Source organism: Nostoc sp. DedQUE05 (genome assembly GCF_034530955.1).
GTDB lineage: Bacteria > Cyanobacteriota > Cyanobacteriia > Cyanobacteriales > Nostocaceae > Nostoc.
The window spans coordinates 147,537-163,752 of sequence record NZ_JAVRCB010000012.1; the positions used below are offsets into that span (position 1 = coordinate 147,537).

General features: G+C 40.1%; 17 protein-coding genes. 13 read left to right on the forward strand and 4 right to left on the reverse strand.

The window, feature by feature from the left end; genetic code table 11:
- The first annotated feature begins 59 nt into the window (after nucleotides 1-59).
- The gene (locus RMZ42_RS11330) at nucleotides 60-758 is read left to right on the forward strand and encodes a YdcF family protein (RefSeq protein ID WP_322671522.1); all 699 of its coding nucleotides are present in this window, start codon (nucleotides 60-62) and stop codon (nucleotides 756-758) included.
- A gap of 1 nt (nucleotide 759) precedes the next feature.
- On the opposite strand, the gene RMZ42_RS11335 is transcribed toward RMZ42_RS11330, so the two are convergent.
- Entirely contained in the window at nucleotides 760-1,008 is a 249-nt protein-coding gene (locus tag RMZ42_RS11335) for a Txe/YoeB family addiction module toxin (protein WP_322671560.1), read from the reverse strand.
- 198 nt (nucleotides 1,009-1,206) lie between these two features.
- Complete coding sequence (locus RMZ42_RS11340) at nucleotides 1,207-1,410, reverse strand: type II toxin-antitoxin system Phd/YefM family antitoxin (protein WP_416211810.1); 204 nt, start codon at nucleotides 1,408-1,410, stop codon at nucleotides 1,207-1,209.
- A gap of 102 nt (nucleotides 1,411-1,512) precedes the next feature.
- Here RMZ42_RS11340 and RMZ42_RS11345 point away from each other — a divergent pair, with 102 nt between their 5' ends.
- Nucleotides 1,513-1,806 carry a type II toxin-antitoxin system RelE/ParE family toxin gene (locus RMZ42_RS11345; RefSeq protein ID WP_322671524.1) on the forward strand — a complete coding sequence of 98 codons (294 nt, stop codon included), beginning with the start codon at nucleotides 1,513-1,515 and terminating at the stop codon, nucleotides 1,804-1,806.
- Nucleotides 1,807-1,819: 13 nt separating this feature from the next.
- Complete coding sequence (locus RMZ42_RS11350; protein WP_322671525.1) at nucleotides 1,820-2,125, forward strand: HigA family addiction module antitoxin; 306 nt, start codon at nucleotides 1,820-1,822, stop codon at nucleotides 2,123-2,125.
- A 131-nt stretch (nucleotides 2,126-2,256) separates the two neighbouring features.
- Here the strand turns inward: RMZ42_RS11350 and RMZ42_RS11355 are convergent, their stop codons facing one another.
- Nucleotides 2,257-3,459, reverse strand: coding sequence for a 3-dehydroquinate synthase (locus tag RMZ42_RS11355; RefSeq protein ID WP_322671526.1), 1,203 nt, complete (start codon nucleotides 3,457-3,459; stop codon nucleotides 2,257-2,259).
- A 474-nt stretch (nucleotides 3,460-3,933) separates the two neighbouring features.
- Between RMZ42_RS11355 and RMZ42_RS11360 the strand changes: the two genes are divergently transcribed.
- The 10 genes from RMZ42_RS11360 to RMZ42_RS11405 all read left to right on the forward strand — a co-directional run bounded on the left by RMZ42_RS11360 (nucleotide 3,934) and on the right by RMZ42_RS11405 (nucleotide 14,884).
- Complete coding sequence (locus RMZ42_RS11360; RefSeq protein WP_322671527.1) at nucleotides 3,934-4,797, forward strand: EboA family metabolite traffic protein; 864 nt, start codon at nucleotides 3,934-3,936, stop codon at nucleotides 4,795-4,797.
- Between the two features lie 139 nt (nucleotides 4,798-4,936).
- On the forward strand, nucleotides 4,937-5,899 hold the full coding sequence (locus RMZ42_RS11365; protein ID WP_322671528.1) for a TatD family hydrolase: 963 nt from the start codon (nucleotides 4,937-4,939) through the stop codon (nucleotides 5,897-5,899).
- A 92-nt stretch (nucleotides 5,900-5,991) separates the two neighbouring features.
- The gene (gene eboC / locus RMZ42_RS11370) at nucleotides 5,992-6,924 is read left to right on the forward strand and encodes a UbiA-like protein EboC (protein WP_416211808.1); all 933 of its coding nucleotides are present in this window, start codon (nucleotides 5,992-5,994) and stop codon (nucleotides 6,922-6,924) included.
- A 143-nt stretch (nucleotides 6,925-7,067) separates the two neighbouring features.
- Nucleotides 7,068-8,294, forward strand: a complete 1,227-nt coding sequence (eboE, locus tag RMZ42_RS11375) for a metabolite traffic protein EboE (RefSeq protein WP_322671529.1) — start codon at nucleotides 7,068-7,070, stop codon at nucleotides 8,292-8,294.
- 121 nt (nucleotides 8,295-8,415) lie between these two features.
- On the forward strand, nucleotides 8,416-9,789 hold the full coding sequence (locus tag RMZ42_RS11380) for an alkaline phosphatase family protein (protein ID WP_322671530.1): 1,374 nt from the start codon (nucleotides 8,416-8,418) through the stop codon (nucleotides 9,787-9,789).
- A 203-nt stretch (nucleotides 9,790-9,992) separates the two neighbouring features.
- Nucleotides 9,993-11,486, forward strand: a complete 1,494-nt coding sequence (locus RMZ42_RS11385) for a catalase (RefSeq protein WP_322671531.1) — start codon at nucleotides 9,993-9,995, stop codon at nucleotides 11,484-11,486.
- Between the two features lie 464 nt (nucleotides 11,487-11,950).
- Entirely contained in the window at nucleotides 11,951-12,376 is a 426-nt protein-coding gene (locus tag RMZ42_RS11390) for a hypothetical protein (RefSeq protein WP_322671532.1), read from the forward strand.
- A gap of 197 nt (nucleotides 12,377-12,573) precedes the next feature.
- Nucleotides 12,574-12,819: a DUF433 domain-containing protein gene (locus RMZ42_RS11395; protein WP_322671533.1), complete on the forward strand. Its 246-nt coding sequence runs from the start codon at nucleotides 12,574-12,576 to the stop codon at nucleotides 12,817-12,819.
- A 231-nt stretch (nucleotides 12,820-13,050) separates the two neighbouring features.
- Nucleotides 13,051-13,602, forward strand: a complete 552-nt coding sequence (locus RMZ42_RS11400) for an opioid growth factor receptor-related protein (RefSeq protein WP_322671534.1) — start codon at nucleotides 13,051-13,053, stop codon at nucleotides 13,600-13,602.
- A gap of 100 nt (nucleotides 13,603-13,702) precedes the next feature.
- Entirely contained in the window at nucleotides 13,703-14,884 is a 1,182-nt protein-coding gene (locus RMZ42_RS11405) for a serpin family protein (RefSeq protein WP_322671535.1), read from the forward strand.
- A gap of 171 nt (nucleotides 14,885-15,055) precedes the next feature.
- On the opposite strand, the gene crtR is transcribed toward RMZ42_RS11405, so the two are convergent.
- A complete protein-coding gene (gene crtR, locus RMZ42_RS11410) occupies nucleotides 15,056-15,955 on the reverse strand; it encodes a beta-carotene hydroxylase (protein ID WP_322671536.1) in 900 nt (299 codons plus the stop codon).
- Nucleotides 15,956-16,216: the final 261 nt, after the last annotated feature.

Consider the following 16,216-nt stretch of genomic DNA (forward strand, 5'->3'; position numbering starts at 1 on the left):
TGCTCACTGAATTGCAGTACTGTTATACAGCAATAAAATCAGTTTTTCTTACTTAAGTCATGAAACGCAAATTTACCAACAAATCATTAATTTCTATTAAAAAAAAATCTGCTAATCTGTGGCAATTGTTACAAAAACTCAGTGGTGGATTGTATGTTGTCCTGGGTGTTTGGCTGATTTTTACTACTATAACCTTAGTTTTTGCGTCTTCGCAGCCAGTAGATGCGTTCTTTGTGCTTGGTGGCAGTATTCGTCGAGAAACTTATGTTGCCCAACTAGCAAAACAATACCCGCAAACCCCAATTTTAATTTCTCATGGTTCCCCAGATCCCTGTATACGGTTAATTTTTGAGGCAGAATTAGCAGAGTTACAAAACGTTTGGTTAGAAAAATGCGCGAATTCTACCTTTGAAAATTTTTATTATGGTATTCCAATTTTGCGCCGTTGGGGAGTGCATAAAGTCATGTTGATTACCTCGTCAAGTCATTTACCCAGAGCTAAATGGATGGCACAGGTTCTTTTTGGCGCTCATGGTATTTGGGTTGAGCCAGAAATTGTTCAGGAGTCGGGTATTCCTGGTAATCGGGAATCTTGGACAAAAACTGGATTAGATGTAACGCGCAGCTTATTTTGGGCGATTTTAAGTCAAATTATTCAACCGCAATGCTCAAATGTGACAAAACTTACTGATGTAGATATGCAAGCTTGGGAGCATCGAGGTTTTCATTGTGAACACCAAGGAGGGTTGAGGAGGTAACTTACTCGTAATGCGTCCACATCCGAATTATCTTGACTACTTGCTCGGATTCAATGACCTCATATACCAATCGATGCTGTATATTTATCCTACGAGAATAAGCACCTGATAAGTCACCAACCAGCTTTTCATAAGGTGGAGGATTTTGAAAAGGATTTTCTTTAAGGACTGCGAGTAATTCCTCGGCCTTTTCCTTTAAGTTACTAGAAGCTAATTTCTTTGCGTCTTTTTGCGCTTGTTTTGTATAAATTCAACCTCCAACTCGCTCCTTCTGGGTTTGCAAGTAGCTCTTCAGAAGCTTGCTGGCTCACCAATCCAACTCCCCATCACATTCTTGGATCGGGGTTGCTATAGCAATCCGAATTGAAACGTGAGAAAACACTGAGATTAAAAGTGGGTGTTTTAAAGCCTTTCAGCGATTTTCTCTCTCACGAATGATTTAGGATTGCTATAGTCCTTCTTTTATAGATTTTCGCATTCCAGGGACAGATAATAAGTAAAGAGTCTCTTGAATTGCAGACCAATCTTTTTCCGCTAGCAGAATTGCATTACCACGATCGCCTCGAATGATCACAGGTTTACCCTGCTCTGCAACTTGGTCGATGATCTCTTGCAAATTATTTTGAGCGTCGTTGACAGGAAGCGAAGACATCATAACTTTTTTAACTCACGATAACTTTAATTTAGTTTACTCATCCTACAAAAAATCACTTTGTTTTTTTGATAGCATGATAACCGTGTCATCATGCTAATTATGATAATATCATTTAAAGATCGAGGAACGGAAGATATTTTTGATGGCAATGACTCAAAGGAAGCTCGTAAGCAATGTCCTATAGACTGTTGGGAAGTTGCACGGAGAAAATTAGATCAAATCAATGCAGCGTTATCTCTAGATGACATGAAAGTTCCACCGGGTAACAGGTTAAAAGTACTAAAAGGCGCTCGTAGAGGTCAGCATAGCATTCGGATTAATGACCAATATCGAATTTGCTTTATATGGACACTCCAGGGTGCATCAGAAGTTGAAATAGTCGATTACCATTAGGAGGTAACAACAGATGAGAGTTCCAAAGTATAGACCTCCATCACATCCAGGTGAAATATTACTTAAAGATTTTATAGACCCAATGGGAATCACCCAAAGAGAACTTGCAGATGCACTTCACGTTCCTTATCAGCGAATAAATGAGCTTGTAAATCAAAAGCGAGGTATTACACCTAGTACGGCAATAAGGTTATCAAAATTTTTCGGAAATAGCTCAGAGTTTTGGTTAAACCTCCAACAAAATTGGGAACTTTACCACGTTCTCAAGGAAGAAGAAGAGGAACTAAAAAGTATTTTGCAATTTGGAACCACGAAGTAGCGATCGCTTTAAAAACTAAGCGGTATATTTGCATAAAATAACCACAATTAGGCAAAGGTGAAGAAAATCTTACTCTCCACCTCTGGGCTTGTTCATAGACATCGCTTCTGCTGATTGCATCCAATAGAGAATCAATGCAAAAGTTCCCAATCTTGCAGCATCAAAATAGCATCTCTATACAAAGACAAATCTACCTGGTTAACTTCTATTCCCTCTCCGATTCCTTGTAGAAGGGTAATTGTCAATTTTCCTCCCAAATGTTCGCGGAATTCCGTAAGCCCCCTAAATAGACAATGCGGATGGTCTAGTCGATCTAATTGCTCTGTCAATGCCGATACGTACAAAGTAAAGCCTAATTTTTTGAGTGTAGTTAGAACCCTTTGCCACTCTGATTGTAAGAGTTGCCCTGTTAAATATGAATAGGTTGTATCTAAAGCGATGCCGATCGCAACAGCTTCACCGTGACGTAAGCTGTAATTAGTTAAATGCTCCAGTTTGTGAGCAGCCCAGTGTCCAAAGTCTAAAGGACGCGATGAACCCATTTCAAAGGGATCGCCACTACCAGCAATATGCTCTAAGTGCAACTGAGAACAACGATAGATCAGTGTTTCCATTATATCCATGTCTCGATTAGCCAATTTATCGGCATTAGTCATAATGAAATCGAAGAAATCTGCATCTTTAATCAACGCTACTTTTACCGCTTCTGCAATACCCGATCGCCAATCTCGATCGTCGAGGCTAGTAAGAAAATCAAAGTCATTCAAGACAGCATAAGGTGGCATGAATGTACCCAAAAAGTTTTTCTTACCAAAGGCATTGATTCCATTTTTTACTCCTACACCCGAATCATTTTGCCCTAATACTGTTGTCGGTACTCGTAGTAGCCGAATTCCTCGGTGAGCTGTTGTTGCTGCGTATCCTGCCATGTCTAGGACAGCTCCACCTCCAATTGCTAAAACGTAGGAGTGACGGCATAATCCAGCTGCATTGATCCGCTGATGAATTTGCTCTATAAATCTAGAATCGTTCTTGACTGCTTCTCCACCTGGAACTACTATCGGCTCACCGCTCAGTGTTAATACATCTTCATAACATTGGGCATAGGCTGATAATTTTTTTAACAGCCCATCTTGATACTGTAAAAATCCTCCATCTACCACTGCTAGTACTTGTTTTGGGGTTGTCTCCCCATCTGCGGCGATCGCTTGCGCAAGTAAAGGATTATCTAACTCAAACAAACCTCTAGTGAAGTGAACATCATAATTGAAGGTAACGCGGACACATTGGTTAATTGGTTGGAGATTAAGAGCGGTTTTTTGTTGAATAGCCATTTGAATATTATTACTTTTTAAGTAGCTATAAATAAATACACTATTGCAATTAAAATTAACAGCAATATAAACAGAATAAATCCATCACGTAATTCAAAATTTAAATGAACTACTAAACGAATCTATTTACTAAATTAATCATACTTTTGAAGGATTTCACCTAATAGATAAAGTTTAAAATAACATGAATTTACAATTTATATTAATGCCTATCCTTTATATATGAGGTTAGTAATGGAGATCATTATTACATAAAATTCTAATTTTTTTCCGTAAGATAATTTGAGGATTTATCTAATCAAAATGGTATCTTTACAGTATCTTCTTTAAAGTCAGGAGATTTTTATAGATTCAGTGAAGTTATGATCCCAGTAGTATATTACCTAACTGCTTTAAACCCAAAATATCAAGTTTAGTGCTATATTTTATACTTGGTTGTCACAAAGAAGTTGGGCAACTTATCCTGAATTTATCATGAGTAAAGTAAACAAATTACTGCATCACTGGCTGTTAAAGTCTGTTTCAGAGAAAGCTTTTACTTGGTTGGAACAGAAGCAAGCACAGATTGCTAGTGGCACTGCTGAACAAGTGTTTTTTACGGCTTTTAGTGCTGTGCCGCGTTATCTAGGTAAACAGGATTTGCAGCTAACATTCCAGGACTTGGAAGCAGCAGAGGATCTGATTCCCGGCTGGTATCTTGGTAATTGGAGTGTAGATCAAGCGGGTCGCACACTTTTGCTTTTAGCTTTGCCCCACGATGATGCTGAGGTCTATGTGCGATCGCTCGATCGAGTCTTCTCCACTGCCGATATGGGGGAGTTAGTTGCCCTTTATCAAAGTTTGCCGCTACTACCACATCCAGAGTTACATCGCCATCGTACTGCTGAGGGAATTCGCAGCAATATGAGTAATGTATTTCAAGCTATAGCACTGCGTAACCCTTATCCAGCAAATTACTTAGATAATGCTGCTTGGAATCAGATGGTACTGAAGGCTGTGTTTGTCGGCAGTCCTTTACATCTAATTTGGGGTCTAGATCGGCGTGCTAATCCAGAATTGGCGAGGATGTTAGCAGATTATGCCCATGAACGTTGGGCAGCTAAACGCTCAGTTACGCCAGAACTTTGGCGACCTGTAGGGCGGTTTGCCGATAGCGCCATCATTACAGATTTGGAAAAAGTACTGGCTAATGGGGATATACACGAGCAAGAAGCGGCAGCCTTAGCTTGTGCTGAGTCTCCTTTACCGCAAGCGCAAGCATTACTTTCTCATTACCCAGATTTACAGTCATCCATTCAACAAGGTAATCTGACTTGGAGCAGTTTTAGCCGCAAATGAAGGGAGTGGGGACTGGGGACTGGGGACTGGGGAAGAAGCAAGGGAGCAGGGGAGAAATCAATTCAAAATTCAAAATTCAAAATTCAAACATTGTAGAACTTCTGCCTCCTGCCTCGTCTTTCCCAATGCCCAATGCCCAATGCCCAATGCCCAATTCCCAATCCCCAATCCCCAATCCCCAATTATTAAAACTATGATGTTTATCGATCCTCACATTCACATGTGTTCCCGTACTACTTACGATTACTTAGTAATGCGGGAATATGGAATTGTTGCCGTTATTGAACCAGCCTTTTGGTTAGGACAACCCCGAACTAATGCTGGCTCATTTAAAGACTACTTCAGTAGTCTTGTGGGCTGGGAACGGTTTCGTGCTAGTCAGTTTGGCATCCAACACTACTGCACAATCGGCCTAAATCCGAAAGAAGCTAACAATGAAGCGCTAGCAGCTGAAGTTATGGAACTGCTACCACTTTATGCCTGTAAAGAAGGAGTTGTTGCCATTGGTGAAATTGGCTATGACGATATGACGGAAGCAGAAGATAAGTACTTTTGTCAACAGTTAGAATTAGCCAAAGAACTCGATAGTTTGGTACTAATTCATACTCCTCACCGTAATAAGAAGGCGGGTGCTAGTCGGAGTATGGATCGTTGTATTGAATATGGCTTAGATCCTTCACAAGTAGTTATCGATCACAACAACGAAGAAACCGTTGAAGAAGTATTAGGACGAGGTTTTTGGGCGGCTTTCACGATTTACCCACAGACGAAGATGGGTAACGCCCGGATGGTAGAAGTTGTCCGTAAGTATGGATGCGATCGCATCATTGTAGATAGTAGTGCTGATTGGGGTATTAGCGATCCTTTAGCAGTCCCAAAAACGGCTCAGTTGATGTTAGATAGGGGCATTCCTGAAGAACATGTGCGAGCAGTTTGTTATGAAAATGCCCTAGCTGCTTACAGTCAAACTGGACAAATGAAAGCTTCAGATTGGCTCAATCCCCAATCTATCGATCAGCGTCAGCTGTTCAGTGGTAATTCTGTGCTACGGGGACAAGAACCAGGAATCAAATCAGTTTCAGATTTTGTGTTGATTGAGTAGAAAATTGTGAGGGGGGATTGGGCATTGCAAGAGATATTTTCATCTTAATATGCAGTTTATTTTCAAAAATTACTAGGCAGGGGGACAGATAAGTGAATGTTGCAAGCTTAAATTTTCAAAGCTGGCGGGGTTATCTGGAATTGATGCGTCCTGCTAATATTGTTACTGCTTGGGCGGATATTCTTCTAGGCTTTGCTGCTTCTGGTTCTGGAATTATTTTTACCAAATTAATTAATGGCGAAGCAACTTTTGCCATCTTAATTCCATTAGCTTGGTTGTTATTGGCGACAACTGGTTTATACGGTGGCGGGATAGTTTTTAACGATGTTTTCGATGCCGAATTAGATGCCAAAGAGCGACCAAATAGAGCAATTCCTAGTGGTCGCGTATCTCGTCAAAATGCTACTTTCTTGGGGAGTATACTGTTTGCAATTGGGATTATAGCTGCTTTTCAAGTATCGTTGTTGAGTGCTGCGATCGCAACATTTATTACTCTTTCATGCCTCCTTTATAACTCACTCGCCAAACATCATCCTTTTTTCGGCCCTTTAAATATGGGTTTGTGCCGTGGCAGTAACTTATTATTAGGCGTAAGTGCTGTACCAGAAATAATCGGTGAACGTTGGTATTTAGCACTGATTCCTGTTCTTTATATTGCTGCTATTACCGCAATTAGTCAGGGTGAAGTTCACGGAGGAAAGAAGATTACGGGAGTACTCGCGCTACTTCTAATTGCAATAGTTTTGACAGCAGTTTTAGCTTTAGGATTATTAGAAGAGTATAGAGCGATCGCAGCCCTACCATTCGCTATTTTCTTAGCTATCAGAATCTTGCCTAACTTTATCAAAGCAGCGCGCGAACCGATAGCTGAAAATATCAGAAATGCTGTGAGAATTGGCGTTTTATCTCTAATAGTATTAGATGCAACCGTTGCATCTGGTTTTGCTGGTTTGTATTACGGTTTATTTGTTCTAATTTTGCTACCATTTTCTATGAAGTTAGCAAAGGTATTTGCTGTTACTTAAATTTTAATGTATACACCCAGTAATACCATTAATCGGCTGTAGGGGCGCACATCTATGCGCCCCTACCCATGAATATGTAGCAAGTATTTTGTGGAATAGTTTAAGCCAAAAAAAAACAGATGTACAAAGGATAGAGCTATAAAATGAAAGTTACAAAAAACAATAATTTTCACTTAACTTATTGCAGCAATATTCATCCTGGTGAAAGTTGGCTAGAGGTTTGCGCCAATTTAGAGAAGTATATTCCCGAACTCAAATCACGTTTATCGCCTACAGAACCTTTTGGTATTGGCTTGAGGTTAGCAGATGTTGCAGCAAAACAACTTTTAGAAAATAATAACTTAGCTCAATTTCAAGATTGGCTGACTCAAGAAGATTTATATGTTTTCACCTTAAACGGATTCCCTTATGGTGGATTTCATCGACAGGTGGTAAAAGACCAAGTTTATGCACCAGATTGGTCTACACAAGAACGGGTTAATTATACATTAAATTTGGCACACATTTTAGCTAGTCTATTACCCCAAGGACTTGATGGCGGAATTTCTACACTACCATTATCCTATAAACCTTGGTGGATAAAAGACCAAGCAACTTTTGAGACAGTTATAAAAAAGAGTTGTTTGAATATAGCATCAGTTGTTATAGAAATGATTCGCATCCATGAAGAAACAGGCAAGATCCTTCATATTGATTTAGAACCTGAGCCTGATGGTTTAATTGAAAATACTTCGGAAGTAATTGACTTCTATCAAAATTGGTTATTGCCAATAGGTGGTAGTTATTTATCAGACAAGTTAAATATTGAGCAGGATTTAGCAGAGACTAAATTGCTAGAACACGTTCGAATTTGCTATGACACCTGCCATTTTTCCGTTGAATATGAGCAGCCAAACTCTGTATTTGGACGTTTGCAATCGGTAGGAATTAAAATTGGGAAAATTCAAATCAGCGCTGCAATTAAAGTAAAAATCCCTGCTGAGGTTGAAAAGCGTAGTTTGATAGTTGAACGCTTACGTCCTTTTGCAGAATCTACCTATCTTCACCAGGTAATAGAACGTCGTAGCGATGGTACACTCCACCACTATCCTGATTTAATAACTGCATTACCAAATTTAGAGCAATCTCTAGCTGAAGAATGGCGCACTCACTTTCATGTCCCAATTTTTATTCATGATTATCAAATTTTGCAATCTACCCAAGATGATATTGCTACTGTTTTACAGCTACTTCAGACAAATAATGCTTGCTCACATCTAGAAATTGAGACTTACACTTGGGATGTATTGCCATCAGAAATGAAGATAGATTTGCTGACTTCTATTCAGCGTGAATATGAGTGGGTATTAAAAATAATTCGTAATTTCTAATTCGTAATTCGTAATTAATAAATTAAGATTTTCACTGGTTTTTCTGGTTGAAATCTGTAGAGATATACCATAGCGCATCTCTAGTTATTTCTTCAAATTGGTATAAGAGAGAATTGAATGTATGCAGAAAACAGTTGTTTTAAATGTCGTAGGATTAACGCCTAGTTTACTAGGAGAAAATACTCCGTTTTTATCTTCTTGGGCGGCTATTGGGCAAATGGTTCCCATCAAAAAAGTGCTACCTGCTGTGACTTGTTCGGTTCAGGCTACTTATTTAACAGGAAAATTGCCTGATGAACATGGAATTGTCGCTAATGGTTGGTACTTCCGCGATGAATGTGAAGTGAAATTTTGGCGACAATCTAATAAACTAGTCCAGGCTCCTAAAGTTTGGGAAATAGCTAAATCAATCGATCCAAATTTCACTTGTGCCAACCTTTTTTGGTGGTACAACATGTATTCTTCAGTAGATTATGCGATTACGCCGCGCCCGATGTATCCCGCAGATGGGAGAAAATTACCTGATATTTATACCCATCCTAGTGATGTGCGATCGCAAATTCAATCTGATTTAGGAAACTTCCCTCTGTTCGATTTTTGGGGCCCAAAAACTACCATTAGTTCTAGTCAATGGATTGCCAATTCAGCAAAATGGATTGAGGAACGTTACAGCCCGACATTATCACTAGTTTATTTACCACATTTAGATTACTGTCTGCAAAAGTTTGGTAACAATCAAACAGAGATTAAAGCAGATTTGCGAGAAATTGATGCTGTTTGTGGCGATTTAATTGAATATTATCAAGCACGCAATACTCAGGTAATTATTCTTTCTGAGTATGGCATTACTCCAGTCTCTAAAGCTGTGGATATCAACCGCGTACTACGGGAAAATGGTTTAATTGCTGTGCGGGAAGAATTAGGGCGAGAACTGCTCGATTTTGGGGCTAGCATTGCCTTTGCTGTAGCCGATCATCAAGTTGCTCATGTATATGTGAACGATCCGGCGTATATCCCGAAAGTGCGATCGCTCCTAGAAGCGACTGAAGGCGTGGCGCAAGTATTGGATGAAGAGGGTAAACAAACGTACTATCTCGATCATCCTAGATCGGGAGAGTTGGTAGCGATCGCCGAGTCTGACGCTTGGTTTACCTATTATTATTGGCTCGATGATGCAAAAGCGCCTGATTTTGCTAGAACCGTAGATATCCACCGCAAGCCTGGTTACGATCCTGTGGAACTTTTCCTCGATCCGCAAATAAAATTTCCTCAAGGAAAAATTGCTCTCAAGTTACTTAAAAAACAACTGGGTTTTCGCTATTTAATGGATGTGATCCCTCTCGATGCTTCCCTAGTGCGTGGTTCTCACGGTAATATCACCAGTTCTGTTGCTGAAGGGCCTCTATTTATCACCCATCAAACTCACCTAGTTAATGAACATCAAATTGAAGCGACAGATGTTTGCTCGTTGATTCTCAAACATTTAAATACTTGAAAGGTAGTATAGAGGCGATATATCGTCTCTACATCTTACCAAAATACAAAAAGACTTCTTGTAATTCATAATCATATCGAGTATGCTTTATATATAAACTCGTTATGACTATGAATTAGATTGTTCTATCAGTAGATAGATATCTACTGACTAAAATGTACTGTGGGCAATCTGAGTAACTTACATGGAGAGCTTCTTGAACCATGACTGAACCCCAAAACTTGACAACTGCTGACGGTATTCCTGTTGCTGATAATCAGAACTCACTCACGGCTGGATCGCGTGGGCCTGTATTAATCCAGGATTTTCATCTCTTAGAAAAGCTGGCTCATTTCAACAGAGAACGTATTCCTGAAAGAGTTGTCCACGCTAAAGGTGCGGCTGCTTTCGGTACTTTTACTGTCACCAATGACATCACCCGCTACAGTAAAGCCAAACTTTTTTCTGAAATTGGCAAGAAAACTGAAGTTCTCCTGCGCTTTTCTACAGTCGGGGGAGAAAAAGGTTCAGCAGATGCCGAGCGTGACCCTAGAGGTTTTGCCATCAAGTTTTACACTGAAGAGGGCAACTGGGATATCACAGGCAACAATACCCCGATTTTCTTCATCCGCGACCCCCTGAAGTTTCCTGATTTCATCCATACCCAAAAGCGCAATCCTCAAACCAATTGCAAAGACCATAATGCAAGATGGGATTTTTGGTCACTCAGTCCAGAATCGCTTCACCAGGTGACGATCCTATTTTCAGACCGGGGAATACCCAAAACTTATCGACACATGGACGGCTTTGGTAGCCATACCTTTAGTTTAATTAATGCTGATGGCGATCGCGTTTGGTGTAAATTTCACTTTAAGACTCTGCAAGGGCATCAAACCTTGACAGAGGAAGAATCCGCTAAGATTAAGGGTGAAGATCCAGATCATGCAACTCACGATTTGTTTGAAGCGATCGCTAACAAAGATTATCCCAAATGGCGGATGTGTATTCAGGTGATGACCGAGGAGCAAGCGGCCAAACATCCTGATAATCCTTTTGACTTGACCAAAGTTTGGAAGCACTCAGATTATCCTTTAATTGAAGTCGGGATATTAGAGCTAAATCGTAACCCTGAGAATTATTTTGCCGAAGTAGAGCAAGCTGCTTTTAGCCCTAGTGCAGTGGTTCCTGGCGTTAGTTTCTCTCCAGATAAAATGCTGCAAGCTCGAATTTTTTCTTACCCAGATGCTCAACGGTATCGCTTGGGTGGTAACTATCAGCAACTACCAGTCAACCAGCCCAAATGTCCAGTGATGCATTATCAGCGAGATGGCTTTATGGCATCGGGGAACAACCACGGTAGCGCTCCTAACTATGAACCGAATAGTGCTGAGGGTACGCCTAAAGAAAATCCAGCTTATGCAGAGCCACCTAGTCATTTGGGCGATGTCACAGTCGATCGTTACAGTCATCGTGAAGGAAACGACGATTACACCCAAGCAGGTAATTTGTATCGGTTACTAACTCCTGAGCAGCAAGAGCGTCTTGCTCATAATATCGTCGGCAGTCTCTCTCAAGCGAGACAGGATATCCAAATGCGCCAACTTTGCCACTTCTTCCGGGCAGATATTTCTTATGGTCGTCGTGTAGCTGAAGGATTGGGCATTTCAATCGATCCCTCAATGTTTTCTCCAACTGCTCAACCTGTAGGTAATTGGTAGCCTTATCCAAAATTTTGTGGGGTGGGCATCCTGCCCGCCCAGAAATACAAGGGACGGGCTTTTCGGCCCATCCCACAAAACTAGTAAAATCATCCCGCAATTATGCAACGCCCTAAAACGAATTCGTGTAGCGATGCATCTAAATACGCATTAATAACGAATCAGGCGTGGAAGGATTAGGCGATACTTACAAGTAGAAGCACTCCAAGTCACCTACCCGGATGCAGAAGTTCAGTTGTAGCGTGAGGATGAACAGACGCTCGTTACGAAAGTTTATGCTTATGCACTTTGCCAAGTGAGAGTATCTTAATAATGTAAGAGTTTGCTTTCATGATATTCAAAAATTTTTTAGACAAAATCATCCAAAGATATGGATAGTAGGAAATTAAAGCATTTTTGCTACACGCAACTATTCACCTAAGTTGAGAGAAAAATTAAATAATTATTCTGTGGATAGGTAAGATATGAATACTAGTAAGCATTCCGATTTAGAAATAGAAATTTTACTTTTGGGTAAATGGCGTTTTAATACTGGTTCGGAAAAAATAACTATTGAATTCAAAGATGATATGACTTATGAACAAACCAGGATTCAAACATTACTTTTATCTAAACCTAAAGAACTTCTAACAGGTAATAAATTTACTGGAGTATGGTACGTTAGTCAAAAAAAGTTGTATTTAAATGTTAAAACTATGCCAAAATCATTTTTTAATTTTAAGGTTCCATTAGTATTTAAGATTTCTATTGCAGATATGGTAGCTACTTTAGGTTCAGTGTTTGTGGCAGAAATGTATGAGGTTATTAGAATTAATAGCTCTAAATTTCTCATAAAAGATAAAGAGCAATCAATTCTTGGGACAAAAATAAATAATACTAGGAAGTACTAGAGAATCTTGACAAGCGCGAACAGATTCGATGGCATATTTATTTGATAATACATTGTCATACCCTATGTTTAATTGTAATACTAATTATTTATTAAGCTGCGCTAAATAAGGCTTCAAGAATATGGAATATATGCTGAGATTTACGAGAGAATCAAAGCTAGGATCGGAAGGTTATCTGTCGCACGCATACTAACTATATGACATCTACATCGCGTGTTGTTCATAGCGACTCTGATATATTGGGGGGAACCCCTGTTTTTGTTGATACTCGTGTGCCGATAAAAACCTTAGTTGATTATCTGGAAGCGGGTGACTCACTAGATGAGTTTTTAGATCGTTTTTCCAGTGTCAGCCGTGAGCAAGCGATGTCTACGACGGGCTACGCCTACGCCGCTCTCGAATTAGCAAAGGAAATGCTGACTGCCTATGCTAATTCTGCTTGATGAATGTGTTCCACGACCCTTGAGGCGTGAACTCACTGATTATATTGGTATTAGAGCGATGTAAATTTTATGGCTCAACGCTTAGATTTCAGAGTAGATATTGAAGAAGCTATAAAAACGCTAAACCTTTCTTCTGAGTCTATGACTGAAAAGATACAATTTTTATTCTAAGGTCATTGGTAAGGCGATCGCGCCCAAAATCAAGATATTGAGTTGTAAAGGGAATTTGCAATGAATCATCAAAAACAACTCACTGCAATGCTTGTTCCGTTCTACTTAGGTGAGCAACGCGATTCAGAAGGTCGGACAATTCAAGAGATGTGGACTTGGGATTTTGAACAATTGGAGTGTACCCATGATTACATTCAGTGGTTGTTCCCTTTGCCTGAGCGAAGTGCATTCAATTCTAATGCACCCATCGTTGATGAGGAAGTAATTCAAGCATTTCAAAGCAACCCACACCTACGTCAAAATTTGCTGCGTTCCTTCACAGTTATGCTTAAGTTTTATGGGTTGCAACGCCACGAGAGTAATGACGGAAAAATACTTATCAGCCAGTCAGAAGACTATCTGAATCGTAAAGGCGAATGGGTGTATATCTTTAACCACAATTATCTTCGCATCACCCGTATTTTAAAGTGTTTAATAACATTTGGATTGGAGAATGAAGCCCAAGCGTTTTATGAATGCTTGCGGCAAATCTACCGTGAGGATAGCGATCGGATTGGAGGTAAAACATTTCAGTATTGGACAATTGCAGTTAAACCCAATGCGACAATGTAATAATCTCGTTAGATGCCGCTGGGATTGAGATGCTTTGCTGAGACTCATAGCCTGATGTACTTTGAGGCTAGTATGAAAAGAAGTTTAAACCAGTCCGAAGATGAAAGATTCTCCTATAGAAGAAGTTAATCCAGACATCGAAAGTATTGTGAAGGGAAACACTGCCTTCGCTCTTGATTTGTATGAAAGACTTAAGCCAAGGGAAGACAACCTATTCTTTTCCCCATACAGTATATCTTTAGCATTAGCTATGGCTTACGCTGGTGCTCGTAAAGATACAGAAAGGCAGATAGCTCAAGTTCTCCATTTCACATCGGGGCAGGAACAACTTCACCAAACATTTGCTTGCCTAGAAATGGAATTAAAAGCAGTACAAGATTGGTCAGGAATTCTGTTGCGAACTGCCAATTCACTGTGGCCCCAAACAGGATACCCTTTGCTTGAAGAGTTTTTAAACCTTGTAAACAATTCTTATGGGGTGGTAGTTACTGCCGTCGATTATCAGAAAGATCCAGAAGCAGCAGAAAACATTATTAATGCTTGGGTTGCAGAAAAAACTCAGGATAAGATTCAGAATCTGATTCCATCAAATTCTCTCAATGAATTGACGCGTCTGGTCTTAGTCAATGCCATTTATTTCCAAGGAGACTGGAAAAATAAATTTGACAATACCCTTACAGAAACAGCTCCGTTTTGGATAACATCTGCCAAAAAGATTCAAGTGCCTATGATGGAGCAGAAGGAGACATTTGGGTACAAAGAAACCGAGGACTTACAGGTTCTTCAGTTGCCCTACGTTGGCAACGATCTATCAATGCTTGTTCTGTTACCCAAACAGATTAACGGGTTGAGGGAACTTGAAGACAATCTAACCCTGGAAAATCTGGCGAATTGGGTAGAAGGACTTCAGGAGAGAGAGGTTCGTGTATTTTTGCCACGTTTCAGAGTCAGTTCTCAGTTTCAATTAAATGAGACTCTGATTGCGATGGGGATGAGAGATGGGTTCGATCAAAATAAAGCTAATTTCTCTGGTATGGATGGCAGAGAAAATGGGTTCTGCATTGGAGCAGTTGTCCATCAGGCTTTTGTTGATGTAAATGATGAGGGTACTGAAGCCGCAGCCGCAACAGCTATGGGGATGTTCGATTTGTTCTTGTCTGAGCAACCTTTACCAGTACCAGTTTTTAAAGTCGATCGTCCCTTCATCTTTCTGATTCGTGAGAGGATAACAGCGAGTATCCTGTTTCTTGGGAAAATAGTCAATCCTGAGAAGAGTTTGTAACCTTTTATTTAGAAGTCCTTAAATCAACCATCTATCTTAGCGATCGCACTCAGTTGACAATGAAGGCTAGCCTTGCTCACGATATACTTTGTACTTTATATCAAATTCCCAGTGCTAGCCATTTGTTTGCGTAAGTGCAGCCCGCCGTAGGCATTGCTTTATGCAATAACTCTATTCTTTTTGATGATGAAATCGAATTCCTAAAAAGATGTCATAAACAAACTCAAAAAAGTCCTTTTTCTGCAACAATCCTGAAGTTTGATAACATCCTTTTTCATCTAAGAGTGGCTTCATGACATAGTATGCAGGTTGGTAATTATACCAAGGAATAGAAGGCCACAAATGATGAATTAAGTGGTAATTCTGTCCCATAATTAAGATATTGAGAACTTGGTTCGGGTAGACGCGAGCATTTTTCCAGCGATCGCGCTCCGCAAAAGGACGATGGGGCAAATAGTCAAAAAATAATCCTAGTGCTATGCCGACCACAAAAGCTGGTATAAACCAAAAATTCAAAATGTAACCTAAAAAGTGGTATTGCACTGAGATATAAACAATCACACCGACAATTAAGCGGCTAATGAACCATTCTAATAACTCATACTTACGCCACAATCGCCGTTGAAAGAAAAACACCTCGTGATACAAAAACCGCACTGCAATCAACCACAACGGCCCGCCTGTAGAGACATAATGATCTGGGTCGTCTTTGGGATGATTGACATGACCATGATGCTGTAAATGCACTCGCGTAAATACAGGAAAAGCAAAAGCTAGCATCAGAGCGCTGCCATGCCCTAACATCGCATTTATCACCCGGTTGCGATGGGCAGATTGGTGACAGGCATCATGAATTACGGTTCCAGCACAATGCAAGGCAATAGTATTAACGCTAAAGCACAGCCAGTGCGGCCATTCCCAAAGCCAGTAACCAAAGTTAGATAACACCAGCATTGCTACAGCTACTAAAAACAACAGTAGCGTGGGATTAAAATCACCAGGAGGCGCTAAAAATTCCTTTGGCGGGATTGTCAGTGGCTTTTGTGCCTCCGATGCGATCGTCTCCAACATTGTCTCCTTCTTAATCAAACATTACGAATATACGATAAATATTAGGGACAAATAAAGTTTTGTAAACTTTTGTATAGCAAGATTTATCGACAGCTTTGCATATCAGCAGATGAATAACGCTATGATTCCAGACGAAGCCTAGTCTTTACTGATAAGTGGGGTATGACAATCGGCAAGAAGTTGATGCAATAAACTCCTTCGTTGGGAGGATAGATACAAGATTGATGTACTATATCTAGTCTATCCCACAGCCCCCACTCT